Origin of the sequence: Intestinimonas sp. HCP28S3_D6, from assembly GCF_052065695.1 — a bacterium.
Taxonomy (GTDB): domain Bacteria; phylum Bacillota; class Clostridia; order Oscillospirales; family Oscillospiraceae; genus Intestinimonas.
In genome coordinates this window covers 1-21,343 of sequence record NZ_JBQHTM010000040.1, presented here as the reverse complement: position 1 = coordinate 21,343, position 21,343 = coordinate 1, and the positions used below count along the sequence as shown (strand labels likewise).

Here is a 21,343-nt window from a genome sequence, read left to right as displayed (position 1 = left end):
ATTTTTGTTGTCACAAAACGGGCTTATAAGTGTTATTCTTAGTAGAGAGGACAAGAGAGGGGGGAGCGCCGTGGCCGACTACGATCTGCTGCGCCGGGTCTATGAGGCCCGGCGGCGTCCCCTGCTGCTCTACGCCTACGCCCTGTGCGGCAGCCGGGAGGAGGCCGAGGACCTGGTCCAGTCCGCCTTCCTCAAGGCCCTCCTCTCCTACCGGGCCACCGGCAGCCTGGACCACTGGCTGGTGAAGGTGCTGCGCAACGAGTTCCTCAACCAGCGGCGGGACCGGTCCAGGCGTGGCGAGGAGGATCTGCCAGAGCACCTGGCCGACCCCTCCCCCACCCTGCCGGAACAGCTCATCGCCGACGAGGAGAAGCGGCGGCTCTACTCTGCCATCGCCCGGCTGCCGGTGCTTCAGCGGTCCATCCTGCTGGACAGCGTCTACTTCGGCCTCACCGACGGCGAGATCGCCGACACCCACCACATCACCCGTGAAAACGTCCGTCAGCTCCGGTCCCGGGCCAAGCGCCGGCTCCAGGTCGAGCTGGGAGAGGAGGAAACGTCATGACACAGCCTGACGATCTGGACCGCCGCCTGGAAGCCCTGGGAGAGCCGGAGGGGTCCTCCCCCATCCAGCCCGCTGAGGAGGAGCTGCGGGCCCTGGAGAAACTCATCCGCCGCCGGGTCCGCAACATCTGTCTCAAGACCCTGCTGGCGGTGGTGATCTGCGCCGCTCTGATCTTTGGCCTCATCAACCCACTGGCCAAGCTCACCACCTTCAATCCCATCCCAATGGAGGAGGACGATGGAGGCTTCACCCAATACCTCAACGCCTACTTCGGCACCATGCAGCCCTACGTCCGGCTCACCGGTACCGACATCACCGATACCGGCTTCGGCACCTATGATGCGGCCCTCCATGTGGTTGGTCTAAAAAATCTGAAAGTCTATGTGGGCGGCTACACCGACGTCCGCCTGACCATCCGCCGGGGTGAGGCAGAGGTGACCTCCGACCCCACCGGGAAACTGACCAAATATCTGGGGCGCTTCGACTCGGACCTCATGGACCGAGCCGACCTGCTTGCCGAGCTGGAAAAACTGCCCTCTTCCGCTTATATCCGCCTGTCTGTGGGCACCGATACCCCACGCACCCCGGAGGAGCTGCGGACCCTGCCGGCGGAGGTGGTCTGGGCCCAGATCTATGACCCGGATATGGAATACCAGGGCGGCGTCAATCTATCCCCCTCCCTGCTCTTCGGCAACGAGGTCGATCCCCGAGAGCTGGATGGTCAGGAGATGGCCCAGTACTACGCCGACATCTTAGAACTTCTCCTCACCCAGCCCAAGCTGCTCACCTCCCTGGGCATCTTCTCCAACTACCGTGTCTACTATACGACCGGAGTAGTGGAGGAGGCCCTGGGCTCCGCCCGGGAAATGGAGGCTTTCAGAAGCCAGAACTTCTGCGTCCAGGGGAGCCGGGACGAGATCCTGGCCCTCATCGACCAGGTGGAGCCCACCTCCCTGCTGGTGGACCACATCTTCCTCACCTCCCTGTCGGAGTGAGGCAAAAAGGCCCCGGCGTGGAAAATGAATTCCGCGCCGGGGCCTTTTTCATTTGATTAGGAATTCACGAAGACCTGGAGGGTGGTGGTGAGCTGACGCCCGGGGGTGGCCAGGGTCTGGCCATTGTAGTACATGGCGGTGGAGGCGCCGCCGTCCAGGTTGATGGCATCCTGGCAGCCCAGCTGGAGCATGAGCTCCCGCATCTGCTGGATAGAGGCGGAGGGGACACTGACCAGCAGCAGCTTCCCGTCGGCAGTAGTGCCCACAGCGGTACGGGGGGTAACGCTGGTGGTGAAACGGGCCTCGGTGAAGCCGGGGTCCAGATAAGTCTCGATGGCGCCGTCCTTCACCAGACGAGGCGCACCGGAGATGAGGGATGTGACACCGTCCAGGACGAAGCCCTCTTCGTCCTCCACCCGCAGATAGGGCTCCATGGCCACGGTGCGGCCTAGCTCGGGGACCTGATAATAGTGGGTGGCGGTGAAGGCGGAGCCCATCCACAGCACATAGCCGTCAGCGGGGATGGTCAGGGTCTCCCCTGCCGCCACAGCTCGGTAGTCAGCGGTGACACCATTGCGAACCGTGAGGGCGGCTCCGGCGCAGGTGACGGGCACACTCTCGCCCCGGGCGGGGGTGTAGAGCACGGAGGCGTCGGCGGACTGCTCAAAGACGTTCAGGTTGTAGCCGGACCACTGCTGGGCAGTACCACCGTCGGTGGTGATGACCCGGTAAAAGACGGAGGGACGGCCATAATACATCTTGCCGTCCGCCGTGATGCCCAGGGAGGTGATGGAGCCGCTATTGCCGTAGACAAAGTTTCCGCCCACCATGACGGGGCCAATGGGGTCCTTGACGGCCTCGTAGGACTCAAAGAAGTTGGCGTTGATGACTGCCGTGGCGCCGCCGGAGTAAGAGACGATGCTGCCGAAGTCGGCGGTGGCATTGAGCTTGTTGCCCACAATAGCACTCTTCACGGAGACCCGGGGATCGCTCATATTCACGGTGATGATCTTGGCGCTGACGGTGCCGGAAGGCAGGGCGTAGCTCCCCTCTTTGTAAGTAACGGGCTGGACAGCGGGCTGAATGCTGGCCAGCTTCGCCGTCAGGGCCTTTACGCTGGCCAGACTGGTGAGGCTGTTCTGGTCCACGGGAGCGGCACTCACCACCACGATCTGGTTGGTGGGCTCATAGGACACGGAGAGGCCCAGATTCTCAGAGACAAACCGAACCGGTACGAAGGTGCGGTCGTTCTTGGCCTCGGCGGGCACGTCCATGGTGACGGCCACACCGTCTACCGTGGCCTGGGCAGAGCCGGGGGCCAGCTCCACCTGGTGTCCGTTCAGGGTGCACAGCACACCGTTGGTGGCCGGGACCCACTCCACGGAGCCGCCGAAGGCCTCCAGCACCCGCCGGATGGGCAGCAGGGTGTAGCCGCCGCCGTTGACCTGGACGGCGTAGGGGGTGACCTGGGCGTTGCTCTCATCCACCTGGGTGACCTGGGTGTCGATGGAACACCAGGGGCTGCCCAGCTTCAATGCCACCTCAGAGGAGGCGGCCAGCGTGGACACCGGCAGTATACCGACCACCAGTGCGAGTGCCAAAAGCACTCCAAAAAGATACTTTTTCTTCATTTTCCTTCCTTCTCTCTTGCAAAATATAGCACTTTCATTATATTGCCTTCTCTGGAAAAAATCAATATACAGGCGGCATACGGCAAATATTTCACCAACTGCTGCCGAATGAGCTTGGCCGCCGCCGTCCATCCTAGGATGGAAAGGAGGCGCTCACAATGGAACAGCGCAAAAAAAGCCCCAGACAGCTGGCGCGGCGGTTCAGTTTTCTAGCCGCCGCCTTCGCGGTGGTGGCCGGTCTGGCGATCCAGGGTCAGATGGAGGCGGCGGCCTACCAGCGCTACCTCACCAACAGCCGGCTCCACGCCTTCGCCGAGCTTTCGGCCAACCTGAGCCAGCTGGGCACCGACCTGCAAAAGGGCGTGTACGCCACTACCCCCTCCATGCTGGGCGCCCTGTGCACCCAGATCTTCGGCCGGGCCATGTCAGCCCAGATGGCCCTGGGCGAGCTCCCCTACGGCAATATTGAGCTGGAGCAGACCGCCGCTTTTCTGGCCAAGGCGGGGGACTACGCCGCCGCCCTCTCCCGCTCGGCTGCGGTGAACGGTGCCTGCTCCGACGAGGAGCGGGAGGGCCTGCGCAGTCTGGCCGACGCGGCGGCCACCCTGTCCGGTCAGGTCTCCGCCCTCCAGGCTGACCTACTCTCCGGCGCGGCCACCCTTGAGGACGTGGACACAGCGGAGGCCCGGCTCTCCGGTGAGGAGGGCGGCGGCCAGGAGCTGGCGGGCTCTGTCTACCAGACCGTGGAGGAGGACTTCCCCGAGCTGCCCACCCTCATCTATGACGGTCCCTTCTCCGACCACATCACCGGCCGGGCACCCCGGATGCTGGAGGGCCTGGCCCAGGTTACCCAAGAGGACGCCCGTCTGGCCGCCGCCAAGTTTTTTGACCTGGAGCCGGAGCTCTTCTCCCTGGTCTCCGCCGGAGAGGGCACCCTGCCCACCTATGGCTTCTCCGCCGCAGTGGACGGCGGCGAGCTGTACGTGGAGGTGACGAAACAGGGCGGGCTGGTGCTGGAGGCCATCAGTTCCCGCTCCGCCGGGGCGGCCACCCTCTCCCAGGAGGAGGCCGCCACCCTGGCCCGGGACTTCCTGGCCTCCCGGGGCTATCCCTCCATGCGGGAGAGCTATTTTATCGACCAGGGCGGCGTGGTCACCATCAACTTCGCCTCCGCCCAGGGGGATGTCCTCTGCTACCCCGACCTGGTAAAGGTCTCTGTGGCCCTGGACACCGGCCGGGTAGTGGGCTTTGAGTCGGAGGGCTACCTCATGAACCACATGGTCCGGGACCTCCCCGCCCCCGCCGTCACCGAGGCGGAAGCTCAGATGGTGGTCTCCCCCGCCCTCACCGTCCTCTCCCACCAGCTGGCTCTGATCCCCACCGGTGGCGAGTACGAGGTCCTGTGCCACGAGTTCAAGTGCCAGGACGAGGACGGCCGCCATATCATCGTCTATGTGAACGCCCAGAACGGTCAGGAGGAGAAGATCCTCCTGCTGCTGGAGGATGAGAACGGCACCCTGGTGCTCTGAGCAGCAAAAGACCCCGGCGCGGCACTGCTTGCCGCGCCGGGGTCTTTCTCTCCTCAGGTCAGATCCTTCACATAGAAGTAGTGGCCGTAGGTCCCCACCGCCGGCTCGATGGCGCCGAAGCGGCGGTAGCCCAGCTTTTCGTAAAAGCCGGGGGCCTGGAAGCCCAGGGTGTTCAGCTCCAACCGGCGGGCGCCCTGGGCCCTGGCCTGGTCCTCCACATGGGCCAGGAGCGCCGAACCCAATCCCTGGCCCCGGTGGTCCTCGTCCACCCAGAGCACGTCCACCGAGGCCATCTCCCCCATGCGGAAGCTGTCCGTCCCGGCAATGCACCGGCCCTCACCGTCCTTGATACAGCAGGACAGGTCGGCTACGTCGGGGCAGAAACTGCGGTTGTAGCGGCGCAGGCCCACGTGGACCTCCTCCACCTCCTGCTCGCCGCTGTGCACGATCTCATAGGTCATGGGCCCTTCCTCCTCTCGGGCGGTCAGTCGTTCAGGTCAAAGGGAGGTGTCTCCCGGCTCTGGGGGATGGCATCGCCCTCGAAGGCCAGCTCGTCTGGCACCGGCTCGGGGGCACGGTCCACCATGCCCTGCTTGAACTGCATCTCCTGCCACTGCTCCTTGGTGATGAGGACCTGACGAGGCTTGGAGCCCTCGAAGGGGCCCACCACACCCTTCTCCTCCATCTGGTCCACCAGGCGGGCGGCCCGGGAGTAGCCCAGCTTGAGGCGCCGCTGGAGCATGGACACGGAGGCCTGTCCCGTCTCCACCACTACCTCGATGGCGGCAGGCAGGAGCTCGTCGTACTCCTCCCCCACCTCGTCGGGTGCGGAGCCACCCACGCCCTTGCTGCCTTTCTCCTTCTCGGCGGCGTGCTGCTCGATCTCGTGAATGACCGACTCGTCGTACTCCACGGTGCTCTGTTCCTTGATGAAGGAGACCACCGAGGCCACCTCCTCGTCGGAGATGAGGCAGCCCTGGACGCGCAGGGGCTTACCGGAGCCCAGGGGGAAATAGAGCATATCGCCTCGGCCCACCAGTTTCTCGGCGCCGGTGGTGTCCAGAATGATACGTGACTCAAGGGCGGAGGCCACGGCGAAAGCAATGCGGCTGGGGATGTTGGCCTTCATAAGGCCGGTGATGACGTCGGCGGAGGGCCGCTGGGTGGCGATGATGAGGTGCATGCCGGCGGCACGGCCCATTTGGGCCACCCGGCAGATGGATTCCTCCACCTCCTTGGCCGCCACCAGCATCAGGTCGGCCAGCTCGTCGATGACCACCACGATCTGGGGCATTTTCTCCATACCCTCAGTCTTGGCGGCGTGGGCGTTATAGGAGGCCAGGTCTCGGACACCCACCTCGGAGAAGGCCCGGTAGCGCTTCATCATCTCGGTGACCGCCCACTGGAGGGCACCCGCCGCCTTCTTGGGGTCGGTGACCACCGGGATGAGCAGATGGGGGATGCCGTTGTAGATGCCCAGCTCCACCATTTTGGGGTCCACCATGATGAGGCGGACCTCTTCCGGTGTGGCCTTATAGAGGAGGGAGATGATGAGGGAATTGGTACATACAGACTTACCGGAACCGGTGGTACCGGCGATGAGCAGGTGGGGCAGCTTGGCGATGTTGCCCACGATGCAGTTGCCCGCTATGTCCTTGCCCACGGCAAAGGCTACCTTGGAGGGGTGATCCCGGAACTCCTTGGAGTCGATGACCTCGTGGATGTGGACAGGGCTTACCAGCTTGTTGGGAACCTCAATGCCCACGGTGGCGATCTTATCCGGAATGGGGGCAATGCGGACGCCGGTGGCGCCCAGGGCCAGGGCGATGTCGTCGGAGAGGTTGGTGAGCTTGTTGAGACGGACTCCCTGGTCCAGCTCCACCTCGTACCGGGTCACCGAGGGTCCCCGGGTCACGTCGGAAATCTGGGCCTCGATACCAAAGGATCGGATGGTGTCGGCCAGGCGCTCCTGGTTCATTTTGAGCTCGGCCTGGGCTCCGTTGCCCACATCTCCAGCCCCCTCGGTGAGGAGGGAGACCGGCGGATACTGGTAGACGGCGGGAGTGCTCTCCGCCATGGTCTTTTCGATGTCCTCCCCCACCTTGGCCGCCTCGGCCTGGGCCTCCTTGGCGGAGACCTTCTCCACCGCGGGCTCCCGGACGATCTCCGGCAGAGGCATGGGGGGCGGTGTTACCGCGACCTCCGGCTCCGGCTGGGGAACCTCCGGCTCCGGCTCCACCTCGGGGACCGGCGGTACGGCCGATACCGGCTGGACAACGGGCACGGGCTCCGGGGCTGGGGCCGGCGTGGGCTCAGGTTGCTGGACAGTCGGCTCGGGCTGGGGCTCCTCCGCCATGGCCCGGGCGCCGGTGAGCACCTGGTCCGGCGGCATAGCCCCCGCCTGCCGGTTGAAGAGCCGCTCCTTCCGGGGGAAGAGACTGCGGGCCTGGGGCTTCTCCGGCTGGGGAGCAGGACCGTCGTCCACAGGAATGTCGATGGCCGCCCGGCGGCGCTCCGGCTCCGGACGGCGGCGGACTGGCCGCTCCTCCGGCTCTGGCTCCTCCTCTTCCTCATACTCATATTCGGCCCGAGGCCGACTCCGGATGGCGTCTACGATCTCCGGGACGGAGAGGTGGAAGGCCCCCAGGAACATCAGCATCTGGGCTAGGATCAGGATGAGTCCAGCACCGATGGGGCTGAACACCAGGGTCAGAGTCTCGGCGATGAAACCGCTCACCACTCCGCCACATTGCACCGCCTCCCCCTGCTTCCAGAGTCCGCCGACGGCCTCCAGGCTGAAGGCGAACTCCCCCTTATAAAGGAAGAGGTGGAGAATGGCCCCCATGACCAGGGGGGTCAGCAGGGCACACCACAGCCGCAAACGCACCGGCCGTCCCCGGTGGAAAGCCAGAATATAGCTGGCCACCACCAGCATGGGGGGCGCCAGCCAGAAGCCGTAACCGAAGAGGCCCTTGAGCAGGCTGCAAAAGAGGTCGATGAAAATGGCCTGGATATTAAAGTAGCCAAAGGCGGCAAAAAAGGCCAGCAGCAGGCAGACAACCGCCCCCACCTCCCGCCGGATGGGCTTTGGCTGGGGAGCCGTGCTTCTGGAGCGGCTGCCGCCGCTCTTCTTGGCGGCGGAACTACCGGAGCCGCTTCGCTTTCCGCCGGAGGAGGCCGTTCTCTTCCCCCCTGTCGTCTTCTTTCGTGTGGTCGCCATGGAACCATCCTTTCCGGAATACGGCGGCCGATACCGCCGGGATCAATCTTATGTACTTAGACCAGGAAGCTGGCCACCAGGGCGATGATGCCCACCGCCCAGCAGTAGTAGGCAAAGGCACCGAATTTTCCCTTGTTGGCCAGCAGGTTGACCAGCCGGATGGCGAAATAGCCCACCACACCGGCCACCACCATACCCACAATGTACATGGGGAGCCTGGACATGTCCGCTCCGCCGGCTTTGACGGCGTCGGCGATCTCCAGGATGTTGGCGCCCAGCACCGCAGGGAGGGACAGTAGGAAGGAAAAACGCACGGCAAAGGTGCGGTCAAAGCCGCAGAGCATACCGGCAGAGATGGTGGAGCCGGCCCGGGAGATACCGGGCAGAGTACCCACTGCCTGGGCACAGCCCACCAACAGGGCATCCACAATGGTCGCAGTGCGGGCATTCTTCCTCCCCTTGGCCATCCGGTCGGAGAAGAAGAGCAGGAAACCGGTGGCGATGAGGGCCACCGAGACAAAGGTTACATTGGAGAAGGCGGCGTCTACCGCATCCTTCACCAGCAGCACGGCAAAGAGAGGCAGGGTGCCCACGATGATCATCAGCACCAGCCGCCGGGCCTCTGGGGGCCGGCCCTGGTGGCTTCCCCGCCGGGAGAAGAGGTCGAAAATGCCCAGGAAGAACTCCCGGATCATGTCGATAATGTCACGCCAGTAGTAGACACATACCGAGATCAGGGTGCCGAAGTGGAGCAGGATGGTGAAGAGCATGTCCAACTCCTCCGGATTCTGCTCCGGGGAGAAGAAATACTGGAACAGCGTCAGATGACCGGAGCTTGAGATGGGCAGGAACTCCGCCACGCCCTGCAAGAAACCCATGGCAATGGAAAAGAGATAGTTCAAAGCTTGATCCTCCCGATTTCAGATCTGCCGCCGCCGCGGCGCTTTATCAATGTGGGAACATTATAATATATTAGCACAGGGCAAAAAACATTTCTACCCCTATCCTGAGGGGTAAATACCGTTATTTTGTCGAGTAAGTTCCCTTTCCGACACAGAAAGACCGCCACCCCGCCGCTGTACGGCGAGGTGGCGGATCTATGATCCAAACCAAATCTGATGGGACCTTTACTTGTCCTCCAGGGGGAGGGGGTCGGGCGCTTTTCGGGCCACATCCTTACAGGACTGGAGGAGCTTCTCCAGGGCGGCGTCGTGCTCGGCAAACTCCGAGCGCACCTGCTCCAGAGCCTTGTCCACCCGGCCCAGCTCCCCACTGGCATGGGTGATGGTGGCGTCCACGTCACCACGCAGGCGGCCATAGCCCGCCTGGACCTTGTAGAGGATCTGCTCGGCCTCGGTACGCAGCTTTTTGGCCTTCTCCTCAGCGGCACTCTCAATGGCCCGGGCACGCTGCCGGGCCTCCAGTTCAATGGTGGCGGTGCGGTCCTTCAGGTCATCATAGGCCTTGGCTCCCCCCTCCCACTTGGCACACTGGTCCTTATAGCCATCCAGCTCCTTCCGAAGGGCAGCACAGACCTCCTGCTCCCGAGCCAGTTCCGCTTGGACCTGGCCCAGTTCGGTGCCCTGGTCGGTGCCAGTCTTGCGCAGCTTCTCGGTCTCCTTCCGCAGCGTCTCCACCTGCTGCTCCAGGGCCGTCTTTTCCTGCCGGAGCTTCGCACGTTCCTCCCGCAGCTCCTGAAGCTCCTTCTGGAGGGCAGTTGTTTTTTCACGGCCCTCCCTAACGGTAGCCTCGATATAATTGAGCACATCCTGGCGGTTGAACCCTCCCACCACTGCTGTGCGGAAGGTATGCTCCCCACGCTCCATGTGTGTATCCTCCGTTTCCTGTTCTCCCCGGGCGGCTGCCCCCGGAGCACTTGTATAATTTATTTTATCACAAGATACGCCCCAACTCAACGGGTTCCGACAAATCTCCCCGGTGGGGAATGAATTGACCCTCTTTCTTTTTTATGGTATAATCAATCGATTTGCATAGAGAGAACGAGGAGGAGCGACACCATGTGGGTCTCGGACAAATGGCAGGACTATGAGCTGATCGATTGCGGCAGAGGGGAAAAGCTGGAGCGCTGGGGGGACCGGATCCTGGTCCGTCCCGATCCCCAGGCCATCTGGGACACTCCCAGAGACAACCCCCTGTGGCGGCGACCCGACGCCCGCTACGCCCGCTCCTCCACCGGCGGCGGCCAGTGGGAGAAGAAGGATGTCCCCGAGCAGTGGAAGATCCGCTACCGGGACCTCACCTTCCAGGTCAAGCCCATGAACTTCAAGCACACCGGCCTCTTCCCCGAGCAGGCCGCCAACTGGGACTTCTGCGCCGACCTCATCCGGAAGGCCGGACGGCCCATCTCGGTGCTCAACCTCTTCGCCTACACCGGCGGCGCCTCGGTGGCCTGCGCGGCGGCGGGGGCCTCCGTCTGCCACGTGGACGCCGCCCGGGGCATGGTGTCCTGGGCCCGGGAGAACGCAAAGCTCTCCGGCCTGGCCGACGCCCCCATCCGCTGGATCGTGGACGACTGCGGCAAATTCGTGGAGCGGGAGATCCGCCGGGGCCGCCGGTACGACGCCGTCATCATGGACCCCCCCTCCTACGGCCGGGGTCCCTCCGGTGAGATCTGGAAGCTGGAGGAAAACCTGTGGCCCTTCGTGAACCTGGTGGCTGGGGTCCTCTCCGACGATCCCCTATTCTTCCTCATCAACTCCTACACTACGGGCCTTGCCCCGTCGGTGCTCACCTACATCCTGGAGACGGTGGTCTCCAAGCGCTGGGGCGGGCGCACCCACAGCCAGGAGCTGGGCCTCCCCGTCACCGACACCGGCCTGGTCCTCCCCTGCGGCGCCACCGGCCGCTGGACCAGCCAGGGCTGAGTCCGGTATTTTTCCCGACTGCGAGGTCTTTACCATGAGTGACATCATCGAGACCCGGGCCCTCCGGTTCTCCTATCCCGCCGCCGAGGGCGCCACCCCCGTGGTGCTGGACGGCGTGGACTTAAATATCCGCTCCGGCTCCTTCGTGGCCGTGCTGGGCCACAACGGCTCGGGCAAGTCCACCCTGGCCAAGCACATGAATGCCATCCTCCTCCCCACCGGCGGCACCGTCTACGTGGACGGCATCGACACCGCCGACGAGGACCGGCTGCTGGACATCCGGCGCACGGTGGGCATGGTCTTTCAAAATCCTGATAACCAGATCGTGGCCAACGTGGTGGAGGAGGACGTAGCTTTCGCCCCGGAGAACCTGGGGGTCCCCCCGGAGGAGATCCGGCGGCGGGTGGATGACGCTCTCAAGAACGTGGGCATGTATGAGTTCCGGGAACACGCCCCTCATCTCCTCTCCGGCGGACAGAAGCAGCGGGTGGCCATCGCCGGTGTGCTGGCCATGGCACCCCGGTGCATCGTTCTGGACGAGCCCACCGCCATGCTGGACCCGGTGGGCCGCCGGGAAGTCATGGACACCATCAAAAAGCTCAACCGCACCGCCGGCGTGACGGTGGTCCTCATCACCCACCACATGGACGAGGCCGCCCAGGCCGACCGGCTGGTGGTCATGTCCAAGGGTAAAGTGGTGGCCGACGGCACTCCCAAGGAGGTCTTTTCCCATGTGGAGGCCCTCAAATCGGTGGGGCTCACCGTCCCCGAGACGGTGGAGCTGTGCTGGGCCCTCCGGCGGGACGGCCTGAACCTCCCTCTGGATGCCCTCTCCGACGAGGAGTGCGCCCAGGCCCTCTACGATCTGCTCACGAAATGACAAAAGGAGGCCGCTCATGAACAGCGAGTGGAATCACCCGGTCATCGGGATCTGTATCCTTGTCTTTTTCGTCTCTATGCTCCTGCTCACTCTGTGTGCCCCCCTCCTTGATATGGACCTCTGGCTCGCCTTCCGCGTTCTCTTCAGCTTAATCCTCGCCGCTCTAGGTGGACTCATTGCGGTGCTTTGGATGCGCCTGAGCCGGCTGGAGACCCGGGTCCGCTTCCTTCAGGACCAGCTCTACAGGCTGGAGAAGGACACCGCCACCACTTCCAAAATGTAAGGACTGATCCACCTTTGGACGCCATCATACAAACGGAAAAACTCAGCCACATCTACTCCTCCGGCACCCCCTTCGAGCACGCCGCCCTGGAGGAGGTGGACTTTGCCGCCTACCGTGGGGAGTACCTGGGCATCATCGGCCGGACCGGCTCCGGCAAGTCCACCCTCATCCAGCACCTCAACGGCCTTCTGAAGCCCACCTCGGGCAGGGTCCTCTTTGAGGGGAAGGACATCTGGGAGACCAAGGAGCGTACCCGTCAGACCCGATTCCAGGTGGGGCTTGTATTCCAGTACCCGGAGTACCAGCTCTTCGAGGAGACGGTCTACAAGGACATCGCCTTTGGCCCTAAAAACATGAAGCTGGACGAGGACGAGGTGGACCGCCGGGTCCGGGATGCCGCCTCCTTCGTGGGCCTCCCCGACGCCGTGCTGGAGAAGTCCCCCTTCGAGCTCTCCGGCGGCCAGAAGCGCCGGGTGGCCATCGCCGGCGTCATCGCCATGGAGCCCTCCGTCCTCATCCTGGACGAGCCCACCGCCGGGCTGGACCCGGTGGGCGTGGAGTCCATTCTGGGCAACATCCGGGACTACCATAAAGCCAAAAACGCCACCATCATCCTGGTCTCCCACTCCATGGAGGAGGTGGCCCGCACCGTGGACCGGCTGGTGGTGGTGAGCAAGGGACACATCCCCTTCTCCGGCACCCCCCGGGAGGTCTTTGCCCATGGGGACGAGCTGGAGGCCATGGGCCTGGGTGTCCCCCAGGTCACCCGGGTCTTTCACCGGCTCCGGGCCATGGGGGTGGACATCGACCCCTCAGTCTACACCATCGACCAGGCCCGCTCCGCTGTCCGGGACTATCTGGCACGAAAGGGGGCGGTATAATGGCCCTCAAGGATATCACCCTGGGGCAGTATTTCCCCGGCAATACCGTTATCCACCGGCTGGACCCCCGGACCAAGCTGCTCTTCACCATCCTTTATATTGTGGCCCTCTTCTCCGCCAAGGGCGGAGCGGCCTACGCCGTCCTCTTCCTGACGCTGTGCGCCTGCATCGCCGTCTCCAAAATCCGGCCCAAGACCATCCTCCGGGGCATGCGGCCCATCCTCTTCATCATCATCCTCACCGCCGTGCTCAACATCTTCTACACCCCCGGCGACCCCATCTGGCAGTGGAAGTTCCTCAAGATCACGGTGGAGGGCCTCTGGGCCGCCTTCTTTATGGTGCTGCGCATCTCCTTCCTAATCACCTGCACTTTCATGCTCACCTATACCACCTCCCCCATCATGCTCACCGACGGCCTGGAAAAGCTGCTGGGTCCCCTCAAGAAGGTCCACGTCCCCGTCCATGAGCTGAGCATGATGATGTCCATCGCCCTGCGCTTCATCCCAACCCTCATCGAGGAGACCGACAAGATCATGTCCGCCCAGAAGGCCAGAGGGGCCGACTTTGACACGGGAAACCTCTTCCAGAAGGCCAAGGCCCTGGTGCCCCTGCTGGTGCCCCTCTTCATCTCCGCCTTCCGGCGAGCCGACGAGCTGGCCACCGCCATGGAGTGCCGCTGCTACCACGGCGGCGAGGGCCGCACCCGGCTGCGGCAGCTCCGGTTCCAGGGCTCCGACATCGCCGCCCTCATTCTGGGTGCCGCCCTGGTGGCCGTGGTGCTGATCCTCCGGGCCCTGGGGTTCTAAGACTGACAAGGAGTGCGGCCTTACAGCCGCTGAATCGCCTATGACAAGGAACATCGCCCTCAAGCTCATGTATGTGGGCACCGCCTACCACGGCTGGCAGGTGCAGAAGAACGCCGTCACCGTGGAGGAGACCCTGGAAAAGGCCCTCTCCACTGTGGTGTGCCACCCTGTGAAGTGCACCGGCGCCGGACGCACCGATGCCGGCGTCCACGCCGAGACCTACATCGCCAACTTCCGTACCACCTCCCGCATCCCCTGCGACCGCATTCCCCTGGCGGTGAACACCCGCTTGCCCGACGACATCGTGGTGGTGAAGGCCACCGAGGTACCGGAGGACTTCAACGCCATCGGCTCCTGCATCAAGAAGGAATACACCTATCGCATATATAACTCCCGGCTGGGAAACGCCTTCTACGTAAACCGGGCCTGGTTCTATCCAAAGCACCTGGACGAGGCCGTGATGCAGCGGGCCGCCGACTGCTTCGTGGGCACTCACGACTTCTCCGCCGTACGGGCGGTGGGCACCGATGTTCGTTCCCCCGTCCGCACAGTGTACTACTTTGATATCAGCCGCACCGGCGACCTCATCGAGTGCAGGGTGTGCGCCAATGGCTTCCTCTACAACATGGTGCGGGCCATGGTGGGCACTTGCGTCTACGCCGCCGAAGGCAAATTCGCCCCAGAGGAAGTGAGCGCCATTCTGGAAAGCAAGAACCGCACCGCTGCCGGTCCCACCGTGCCGCCGGGCGGCCTTTACATGACCAAGCTGTGGTACGACGAGGACGTGCTGTGAGCCCTCCTTTGTCCCCACCATCACCAGATCGGGAGCACATAACATGGAAGAACTCAAGCCGGTCCCGCCGGCACCCAAGAAAAAACCGAATCCCATCCTGCGCCTGTTGGCCTTTCTCCTGACCCTGGCTCTTCTGCTGGGGGCGGTAGCCCTGGTGGCCTACCGGGACCGGATCAACCTGGACGCCATCAAACGCTACTTCACCTACCGCTCTCTGGAGCGGAGCGATTCCGGTCAGATCGACGCTTTTCAGTTCGACAGTTCTGGACGGGGCGGCTTCTCCAGTCTGGGAGGCGACCTACTGGTGTGGTCCTCCGCCGGTATACGGCTCTACTCCTCCAGCGGCGTGGAATACCTCAACGACGCCCTTTCCCTTCTCCACCCGGTGGCCGACATCCGGGATGACGCCGCGGTGGTCTATGATGCCGGCGGCACCATTCTGCGGGTCTATGCCGATCGCACCCAAATCTTCTCTCTGGACGCCGAGCAGGGCCATGAGATTCTCTCCGCCCGTATGGGCCCAGGCAGAACCCTGGCGGTGGTCACCCGGGAAACCGGCTATAAGGGGGTTGTCACCCTCTACGGCAGCAACTTTCAGCCCACTATGGCCATCCGGATCTCCACCCGCTATGTCATGGACGCCATTCCCTCTCAGGACGGAAAGACCACTGCTGTTCTCACCGTAGGGCAGTCAAATAACGCTTTTGAGAGCACCCTTGCCCTCTATGACAAAACCGGGGACGAAGCCTTTGCCCAGTGCTCTCTGGGTAACAACGCCATTTTAGATCTGAGCTGCTCTGGGGACATGTTCTGGGCCTTAGGCGAGACCGGCCTGAGCATCGTGAGCACCGATGGAACAACCAACCTGACCTGTGACTACGGCGGCGCCTACCTGAAGGACTACTCCCTGGGTGGGGACGGCTACGCCGCCCTGTTGCTGGGCAAGTACCGGGCAGGCAGCAGCACCACATTGACCACGGTGGACAGCAAGGGTGAGACCATCGCCGCCCTGGACCTGGAGGATCAGATCCTAGACCTGGCCGCCTCCGGACGGTATGTAGCGGTGCTCACCGCCTCCACCCTCACCATCTATACCCGGGACCTCCAGCCCTACGCCCTGCTTGACAACACCATGGGCGCCCGCAATGTGGTCCTGCGCAGCGATGGTACCGCCTATCTTGCCAGTGGCGAGACCGCCCAGCTCTGCATCCCCAACTGATCCCCTTCCCTTTTATCTGACCGAGGTGTAACCATGATGACAACCGCAATTATCTTCGACATCATCCTGCTCATCGTCCTCGCCGCCTTCACCATCCACGGTGCCTCCCGGGGGCTTCTGCTCTCTCTGTGCGGCCTGGTGGCGGTGCTGGTGGCCTTCATCGGCGCCGGTTTCCTGGCAGGCGCCCTCTCCCCCAAAGTGGCCGACTATTTGGAGCCCCGCTTCGCCTCCGCCATCGAGGAGCGCTTGGACCAGGAAATCGCCGGCTCCACTGTCCTCCCCGACCAGGACGAGGACCTCCAGCCTGACAGCATCGCCCTCACCGAGATCCTCAATATCCTGAAGGACATGGGCTTCTACCAGAGCGCCGTGGACGCTGTCAATGACGCCGTGGAACAGGGCATGACCCAAGTGGCCGCCAACGCCGCCGCGGCTGTGGCCGCCTCCATCGCCGGCACTGTAGCCTACATGATTCTCTTCGTAGTCTTCTTTGTCCTCATTCTCATCGCCTGGACCCTCATCAGCCACGGGTTGAACCTGGTTGCCCGTCTGCCCGGCCTTCATTTCCTCAACAAGACCGGCGGCGCCATTCTTGGCCTGGTCAAGGGCTGCGCCATTCTCTTCCTGTGTGCTTGGGTCCTCCGCTATCTGGGCAAGGTCATCCCTGAGGAGACCGTGGAGCAGACCCATCTGCTTAAGTTTTTCATGACCACCAATCCGGTGGCTCTGGTGCTGGGCGGATTGGCCGCCGCCACCGAGACCTCCGTCTAAGGATTCCGAAAAGTTTTTATACGAAATTCATCACTAGTTCATATTTGCGTGATAGATTCGATTTTCCGGGGGATGTATGCAGCGCGACCCATCTCCCGAAAAGGAGTAACGTATGCAGCCTACACTTTGTTCCCGTTGCCATAAAAACGTGGCCGTGATCTTCGTCACCCGTATTGAGGGTGGAGAGACCAAGAATGAGGGTCTCTGCCTCAAGTGCGCCAAGGAGCTGGGGATCAAGCCCGTAGAAGATATGATGCAGAAAATGGGCATCAGCGAGGAGGACCTGGAGGGTCTCACCAACGAGATGATGTCCGCCTTCGGCGGCGCCGAGGGGATGGAAGGTCTGGCTCCCCAGCCCGACGAGGACCAGGAGGATGACGAGGGGCGCACCGCCACCTTCCCATTCCTCAACAAGCTCTTTGGCGGCCAGCCTGCCTCCGAGCCCCCCAGCGGCGAGCAGACCCGCCAGCAGCGGGAGGAGAAATCCTCCGGCAAGGAGCGCCAGCCCAAGCGGAAGTTTTTGGAGAACTACTGTATCTCCCTGACCAACCGCGCCCAGGAGGGCAAGCTGGACCGTATCATCGGCCGTGAGTCCGAGCTGGAGCGGGTGGTGCAGATCCTCAACCGCCGGCAGAAAAACAACCCCTGCCTCATCGGTGAGCCTGGCGTGGGCAAAACCGCCATCGCCGAGGGTCTGGCCCTGCGCATCGCCGAGAAGAACGTGCCCTATAAGCTGCTGGACAAGGAGGTCTACCTGCTGGACCTCACCTCCCTGGTAGCCGGCACTCAGTTCCGAGGCCAGTTTGAGAGCCGGATGAAGGGCCTGATCGAGGAGATCAAGAAGCTGGGCAATATCATCCTGGTCATTGACGAGGTCCACAACCTGGTGGGTGCCGGCGACGCCGAGGGCTCCATGAGCGCCGCCAACATCCTCAAGCCCGCCCTCTCCCGGGGCGAGATCCAGGTCATCGGCGCCACCACCCTCACCGAATACCGCAAGTACATCGAGAAGGACTCCGCCCTGGAGCGCCGGTTCCAGCCGGTCATGGTGGAGGAGCCCTCGGTGGACGACGCCATCGAGATCATCAAGGGCATCGCCCCCTACTATGAGCAGTACCACCACGTCACCATCTCCCCTGAGATGTGCCGCCTGGCGGTCACCATGTCGGAGCGGTACATCACCGACCGCTTCCTCCCCGACAAGGCCATCGACCTCATCGACGAAGCCTCCTCCGACGTGAACCTCCACAACAAGGCCCTCACCCGGACCATGCAGATCGACAAGGAGCTGGCCGACATCGCCAAGGAGCGGGAGGTCATGCTGGCCGCCGCCAACGACAAGTCCGGCGAGCCCTTTGACCGTCTGCGCCGCCGGGAGCAGACCCTGCTCCAGCAGAAGGAGAAGCTGGAGAGCGCCCCCGCCCAGCCCGAGGACACCGAGCGCCAGGCCAAGCTCACCGAGCTCCGGCAGCAGCTGGAGCAGGTGAACCAGGAGCGCAGCGAGCTGGAGCGTATCAACAGCGAAAAGGCCTACCAGCGTCTGGCCGTCCTCAAGAGCCAGGAGCTCCAGCTCAACCAGGAGAAAGACTCCCTGGCCGACAAGCTCAACCCGCCCCTCACCGTCTCCCACCTGGCCCGGGTCATCGAGCTGTGGACCAAGATCCCCGCCACCCAGATCCAGGAGCAGGAGTTCGAGCGCCTGGCCCACCTGGAGGACCGGCTCAAGAGCCACATCATCGGCCAGGACGAGGCTGTCCACGAGGTGGCCAACGCCATCCGCCGGGGACGGGTGGGCATTGCCTCCAAGCGCAAGCCCGTGTCCTTCATCTTCGTGGGCTCCACTGGCGTGGGCAAGACCGAGCTGGTCAAGCAGCTGGCCCAGGATATGTTCAACTCCCCCGAGTCCCTGATCCGACTGGATATGTCGGAATTCATGGAGAAGTTTGCTGTCAGCCGCATCATTGGCTCTCCCCCGGGCTATGTGGGCTATGACGAGGCCGGACAGCTCACCGAAAAGGTCCGCCGGAAACCTTACTGCGTTATTCTCTTCGACGAGATCGAGAAGGCCCACCCCGACGTGCTCAACATCATGCTCCAGATCCTGGATGACGGCCACATCACCGACGCCCAGGGCCGGAACGTGAACTTCGAGAACGCCATCATTGTCATGACCTCCAACGCCGGCAGCGACAAGGGCGGCGGCTCTGTTGGCTTCGGCCGCACCGACAAGGAGCAGGGTAAGGACAAGGCCATGAAGGCCTTGGGCTCCTTCCTGCGGCCCGAGTTCATCAACCGGGTGGACGAGGTGGTCTATTTCAATCGTCTCAGCGAGGAAAACTTTAAGGAGATCGCCAAGATCATGCTGGGTGAGCTCACCGACAACCTCCGGGACAAGGGCATCACCTTCACCTGGGACGAGAGCGTCCTGGACCACCTGGTCAAGACCTCGTACTCCCTCACCTACGGCGCCCGGAACCTGCGTCGCCAGGTGCAGAAGGACCTGGAGGACCCCATCGCCACCAAGATTATCGAGAGCTATATGGAGTCCATCACCCAGCTCAAAGCCGTGGGCAAGGACGGCAAGATCGAGCTGCTGGCTCTCTAAAAACGGCATCAAAAAGGCCCGCCTTTCGGCGGGCCTTTTGCTGTCTTTGGGTCAGGTCAGGGACACCAGCTGGGTACTGCTTACCTCATTTTGGGTGACGGTCACCATCACCTGGGACACACCCACTGTAAAGGATAAATCACTGACATATCCATCCGTCCCAAGGTCCACCGTGGCCAGTACGGTGCCATCCCAGGTACAGATGTCGCCCCAGAAGGCATAGACTGCCGTGGTCAGGTCATCTCCCTTCCAGATGAGGTGGGTCCCGGCAAGCTCCTTTACAAAGGTCTCGGTCCGTGGATCAAAGACCAGGTAAAGGTTGTTTTTGGGACCGGTGTGGCACTCCAAAAGGATCTGCTCCCCCACCCACTCCATCTGGGTCACGGCAGTGATGGCGGGCGAGCGCTCGGTCAGGTCGTAGGTGTGGCCGTTGCAGGTCAGGGTCAGCCCCTGGAGGGTGATCGCCTCCGGCTTCAGGGCCGTCTCCGGCAGCACTGGGAACCAGCTCAGGGGATCATACAGGGCACCGTCCTGGGCCGCCTCCAGGTGGAGATGGGGACCGGTAGCAGCGCCGGTCTGGCCCACAGAGCCCAAGACGTCGCCCTGAGCCACGACATCCCCTGTCTGGACGGAGACCGTACTCAGACAGCCGTACAGAGTGGTGAGACCGTCCCCGTGGTCCAGAAGGACATAGTTTCCGTCAGTGTCATCCCAGCCGGTCTCCGCCACGGTGCCGCTGCGCACCGCCAGCACCGCCACGCCCTCCGGGGCGGAGATGTCCACCCCGTCGTGGCTGCTCTCCTTCCCAGTAATGGGGTGGACCCGGGTACCGAAGGTCTCTGTGACTTCCTGATACTCCGGCACCGGCCAGACCCAGACAGGCTCGGCGGCATCGGCGTCCACCCATTTGATGATGGCATCCGCCCCATCGGTCAGGACGCCGCGGCGGAGCGCCAGCAGGTCCACCTCCCGCTCCAACTCCTCCCCAACCTCATCGGTGAGGAAGGCCCACAGGGCTAGGCTTTCAAACCGGTCCAACTCGTAGTCGGTGAGAGGGATGGAGTAGGCTCCCTCTCCCCCCTTCCAGCGCCCGGCGGTGCCGTCGTTGTCGATGAGATGGACGCTCATGGTCCCGGCCTCCCCCATCTGATACCGGACGGACACCTGGATACGCCAGTCATCGGCTTTCTCATAGGCCGCAGGAATAGTAAAGGTAAGTTCCTTGTCATTGATAGTCACGCTTTGGGCCAAGGCATCCAGGGCCTCCTGTGCCGTCATGGGCGTCTCGGCCTGGGCAGACTGGACCGTCACCAGAGTGCCCACGGCCACGGCGGTGCACAGGGCCACCGTCACCAGCATCATGCCGGTCTTTTTCTTGAGAAACAGATTCATCAGCCTTCCTTTCATCTGCCGGCCCCCGCTGCTCAGCCGGGTGGCGTACAGGGGAATGCCGGTGCCGCGGGCAGCATACCGCAGGAGGACCTGGCCGTAGTCGTACCGGAAAGCGGTGTCCTGACCGGCCACCACCGCGTCGTCACAGCAGTACTCCAAATTCTGCCCCGCCTGCCGGCACATCCACCACACCAGGGGATTGAACCAGTGGGCGGCATTGACCAGCAGCAGGAGAGACTTGTACCAGAGGTCCCGGCGGCGGACGTGGGCCAGCTCGTGGGAGAGGACCATGGCTGTCTCCTCCTCCCCCAGTTCAGCGGGCAGGAACACCAGAGGCCGGAAGAGCCCCAGGGACAGGGGCGCCACCACATCCGCCGTCCGTAGCACCTCCGGCCCTCCGTGCTCCCCTTTCCAGAGGGACGCCAGGAGGACCTGGTCCTCTGGCTCATCCCAGCTCCCGGCGCGCAGCCGCCTCCGGGCCAGTAGGTAGCCGGTCCCGTGCCACAACAGCAGGCCCAGGGCTCCCGCCAGCCAGACCCCGGCCAGGAGCTGCTCCAGAGTGGGCAGGGCGGGATGTACCTGTTCCGGTATCGCCTCTTCCGTCCCGATCACAACGGGAGCGGACACCGGCTCCGCCGGCGCAATCCACACCTGGGACACCTCCGGCACCGTGATGGTGACGGCGGGCTCCGGCAGGGACCAATCCACCGGCAGCAGGAGCCACACCGCCAGAGCTAGCCACAGAATATAGCAGGTCTTTGCGGTATACCGCTTCTGGGGAACCTCTGAATAAAAGCCTTTATCCTGTTTCTACTCAATGTATTAGCCGCCATTTGCGCTTGGTTAAGGTGATTTCAGTGCAAAATAGCCATTATTTATCTGCTTTTC

Annotated in this window: 18 protein-coding genes and 1 pseudogene; 12 read left to right on the top strand and 7 right to left on the bottom strand. The window is 63.2% G+C overall.

All coding sequences use genetic code 11. The features are described 5' to 3' along the window. Positions 1-70: 70 nt before the first annotated feature. Together ACTNBK_RS12755 and ACTNBK_RS12750 are read left to right on the top strand one after the other, a co-directional pair. On the top strand, positions 71-565 hold the full coding sequence (locus ACTNBK_RS12755; protein ID WP_441146620.1) for an RNA polymerase sigma factor: 495 nt from the start codon (positions 71-73) through the stop codon (positions 563-565). After that, on the top strand, positions 562-1,560 hold the full coding sequence (locus ACTNBK_RS12750) for a hypothetical protein (RefSeq protein ID WP_441146618.1): 999 nt from the start codon (positions 562-564) through the stop codon (positions 1,558-1,560). The genes ACTNBK_RS12755 and ACTNBK_RS12750 overlap by 4 nt, the downstream gene beginning before the upstream one ends. Positions 1,561-1,616: 56 nt before the next feature. On the opposite strand, the gene ACTNBK_RS12745 is transcribed toward ACTNBK_RS12750, so the two are convergent. After that, the gene (locus ACTNBK_RS12745; RefSeq protein ID WP_441146616.1) at positions 1,617-3,191 is read right to left on the bottom strand and encodes a phosphodiester glycosidase family protein; all 1,575 of its coding nucleotides are present in this window, start codon (positions 3,189-3,191) and stop codon (positions 1,617-1,619) included. A gap of 158 nt (positions 3,192-3,349) precedes the next feature. Between ACTNBK_RS12745 and ACTNBK_RS12740 the strand changes: the two genes are divergently transcribed. Then, the gene (locus ACTNBK_RS12740; protein ID WP_441146614.1) at positions 3,350-4,720 is read left to right on the top strand and encodes a PepSY1/2 domain-containing protein; all 1,371 of its coding nucleotides are present in this window, start codon (positions 3,350-3,352) and stop codon (positions 4,718-4,720) included. A 53-nt stretch (positions 4,721-4,773) separates the two neighbouring features. Here ACTNBK_RS12740 and ACTNBK_RS12735 read toward each other — a convergent pair whose 3' ends face one another. The 4 genes from ACTNBK_RS12735 to ACTNBK_RS12720 all read right to left on the bottom strand — a co-directional run bounded on the left by ACTNBK_RS12735 (position 4,774) and on the right by ACTNBK_RS12720 (position 9,766). Next, the gene (locus tag ACTNBK_RS12735) at positions 4,774-5,181 is read right to left on the bottom strand and encodes a GNAT family N-acetyltransferase (RefSeq protein ID WP_441146612.1); all 408 of its coding nucleotides are present in this window, start codon (positions 5,179-5,181) and stop codon (positions 4,774-4,776) included. A 23-nt stretch (positions 5,182-5,204) separates the two neighbouring features. Then, entirely contained in the window at positions 5,205-7,940 is a 2,736-nt protein-coding gene (locus ACTNBK_RS12730; RefSeq protein ID WP_441146610.1) for a DNA translocase FtsK, read from the bottom strand. Between the two features lie 56 nt (positions 7,941-7,996). Further along, the gene (locus ACTNBK_RS12725; RefSeq protein WP_441146609.1) at positions 7,997-8,842 is read right to left on the bottom strand and encodes an undecaprenyl-diphosphate phosphatase; all 846 of its coding nucleotides are present in this window, start codon (positions 8,840-8,842) and stop codon (positions 7,997-7,999) included. 225 nt (positions 8,843-9,067) lie between these two features. Next, entirely contained in the window at positions 9,068-9,766 is a 699-nt protein-coding gene (locus ACTNBK_RS12720) for a hypothetical protein (RefSeq protein WP_441146607.1), read from the bottom strand. Positions 9,767-9,958: 192 nt separating this feature from the next. Here ACTNBK_RS12720 and ACTNBK_RS12715 point away from each other — a divergent pair, with 192 nt between their 5' ends. The 9 genes from ACTNBK_RS12715 to ACTNBK_RS12675 all read left to right on the top strand — a co-directional run bounded on the left by ACTNBK_RS12715 (position 9,959) and on the right by ACTNBK_RS12675 (position 19,063). Next, a complete protein-coding gene (locus ACTNBK_RS12715; protein ID WP_441146605.1) occupies positions 9,959-10,825 on the top strand; it encodes a class I SAM-dependent methyltransferase in 867 nt (288 codons plus the stop codon). Between the two features lie 34 nt (positions 10,826-10,859). Further along, positions 10,860-11,705, top strand: coding sequence for an energy-coupling factor transporter ATPase (locus tag ACTNBK_RS12710; RefSeq protein ID WP_441146603.1), 846 nt, complete (start codon positions 10,860-10,862; stop codon positions 11,703-11,705). Positions 11,706-11,721: 16 nt separating this feature from the next. Next, positions 11,722-11,988 carry a hypothetical protein gene (locus tag ACTNBK_RS12705; protein ID WP_441146601.1) on the top strand — a complete coding sequence of 89 codons (267 nt, stop codon included), beginning with the start codon at positions 11,722-11,724 and terminating at the stop codon, positions 11,986-11,988. A 14-nt stretch (positions 11,989-12,002) separates the two neighbouring features. Beyond that, positions 12,003-12,869: an energy-coupling factor transporter ATPase gene (locus ACTNBK_RS12700; RefSeq protein WP_441146599.1), complete on the top strand. Its 867-nt coding sequence runs from the start codon at positions 12,003-12,005 to the stop codon at positions 12,867-12,869. After that, positions 12,869-13,675, top strand: a complete 807-nt coding sequence (locus ACTNBK_RS12695) for an energy-coupling factor transporter transmembrane component T family protein (RefSeq protein ID WP_441146597.1) — start codon at positions 12,869-12,871, stop codon at positions 13,673-13,675. The genes ACTNBK_RS12700 and ACTNBK_RS12695 overlap by 1 nt, the downstream gene beginning before the upstream one ends. A 40-nt stretch (positions 13,676-13,715) precedes the next feature. Further along, a complete protein-coding gene (gene truA / locus ACTNBK_RS12690) occupies positions 13,716-14,468 on the top strand; it encodes a tRNA pseudouridine(38-40) synthase TruA (protein WP_441146595.1) in 753 nt (250 codons plus the stop codon). A 43-nt stretch (positions 14,469-14,511) separates the two neighbouring features. After that, positions 14,512-15,687 (top strand): DUF5711 family protein, encoded by a 1,176-nt coding sequence (locus tag ACTNBK_RS12685; RefSeq protein ID WP_441146593.1) that lies wholly within the window; start codon positions 14,512-14,514, stop codon positions 15,685-15,687. 36 nt (positions 15,688-15,723) lie between these two features. Beyond that, complete coding sequence (locus ACTNBK_RS12680; protein WP_441146591.1) at positions 15,724-16,458, top strand: CvpA family protein; 735 nt, start codon at positions 15,724-15,726, stop codon at positions 16,456-16,458. Positions 16,459-16,570: 112 nt separating this feature from the next. Then, positions 16,571-19,063 (top strand): AAA family ATPase, encoded by a 2,493-nt coding sequence (locus tag ACTNBK_RS12675; RefSeq protein WP_441146589.1) that lies wholly within the window; start codon positions 16,571-16,573, stop codon positions 19,061-19,063. Positions 19,064-19,114: 51 nt separating this feature from the next. Here the strand turns inward: ACTNBK_RS12675 and ACTNBK_RS12670 are convergent, their stop codons facing one another. Both ACTNBK_RS12670 and ACTNBK_RS12665 read right to left on the bottom strand, forming a co-directional pair. After that, positions 19,115-20,191, bottom strand: coding sequence for a M23 family metallopeptidase (locus tag ACTNBK_RS12670; protein ID WP_441146643.1), 1,077 nt, complete (start codon positions 20,189-20,191; stop codon positions 19,115-19,117). Positions 20,192-20,458: 267 nt separating this feature from the next. Then, positions 20,459-21,217: pseudogene (locus tag ACTNBK_RS12665) on the bottom strand (M56 family metallopeptidase); the annotation flags it as partial. Positions 21,218-21,343 lie beyond the last annotated feature (126 nt).

What these genes read in the sequence shown, in the direction of transcription:
- ACTNBK_RS12750 (WP_441146618.1), top strand. Translation starts at nt 562, where the DNA reads ATGACACAGCCTGACGATCTGGACCGCCGCCTGGAAGCCCTGGGAGAG.
- ACTNBK_RS12745 (WP_441146616.1), bottom strand. Translation starts at nt 3,191, where the DNA reads ATGAAGAAAAAGTATCTTTTTGGAGTGCTTTTGGCACTCGCACTGGTG.
- ACTNBK_RS12740 (WP_441146614.1), top strand. Translation starts at nt 3,350, where the DNA reads ATGGAACAGCGCAAAAAAAGCCCCAGACAGCTGGCGCGGCGGTTCAGT.
- ACTNBK_RS12735 (WP_441146612.1), bottom strand. Translation starts at nt 5,181, where the DNA reads ATGACCTATGAGATCGTGCACAGCGGCGAGCAGGAGGTGGAGGAGGTC.
- ACTNBK_RS12730 (WP_441146610.1), bottom strand. Translation starts at nt 7,940, where the DNA reads ATGGCGACCACACGAAAGAAGACGACAGGGGGGAAGAGAACGGCCTCC.
- ACTNBK_RS12720 (WP_441146607.1), bottom strand. Translation starts at nt 9,766, where the DNA reads ATGGAGCGTGGGGAGCATACCTTCCGCACAGCAGTGGTGGGAGGGTTC.
- ACTNBK_RS12715 (WP_441146605.1), top strand. Translation starts at nt 9,959, where the DNA reads ATGTGGGTCTCGGACAAATGGCAGGACTATGAGCTGATCGATTGCGGC.
- ACTNBK_RS12710 (WP_441146603.1), top strand. Translation starts at nt 10,860, where the DNA reads ATGAGTGACATCATCGAGACCCGGGCCCTCCGGTTCTCCTATCCCGCC.
- ACTNBK_RS12705 (WP_441146601.1), top strand. Translation starts at nt 11,722, where the DNA reads ATGAACAGCGAGTGGAATCACCCGGTCATCGGGATCTGTATCCTTGTC.
- ACTNBK_RS12695 (WP_441146597.1), top strand. Translation starts at nt 12,869, where the DNA reads ATGGCCCTCAAGGATATCACCCTGGGGCAGTATTTCCCCGGCAATACC.
- truA (WP_441146595.1), top strand. Translation starts at nt 13,716, where the DNA reads ATGACAAGGAACATCGCCCTCAAGCTCATGTATGTGGGCACCGCCTAC.
- ACTNBK_RS12685 (WP_441146593.1), top strand. Translation starts at nt 14,512, where the DNA reads ATGGAAGAACTCAAGCCGGTCCCGCCGGCACCCAAGAAAAAACCGAAT.
- ACTNBK_RS12680 (WP_441146591.1), top strand. Translation starts at nt 15,724, where the DNA reads ATGACAACCGCAATTATCTTCGACATCATCCTGCTCATCGTCCTCGCC.
- ACTNBK_RS12675 (WP_441146589.1), top strand. Translation starts at nt 16,571, where the DNA reads ATGCAGCCTACACTTTGTTCCCGTTGCCATAAAAACGTGGCCGTGATC.
- ACTNBK_RS12670 (WP_441146643.1), bottom strand. Translation starts at nt 20,191, where the DNA reads ATGAGCGTCCATCTCATCGACAACGACGGCACCGCCGGGCGCTGGAAG.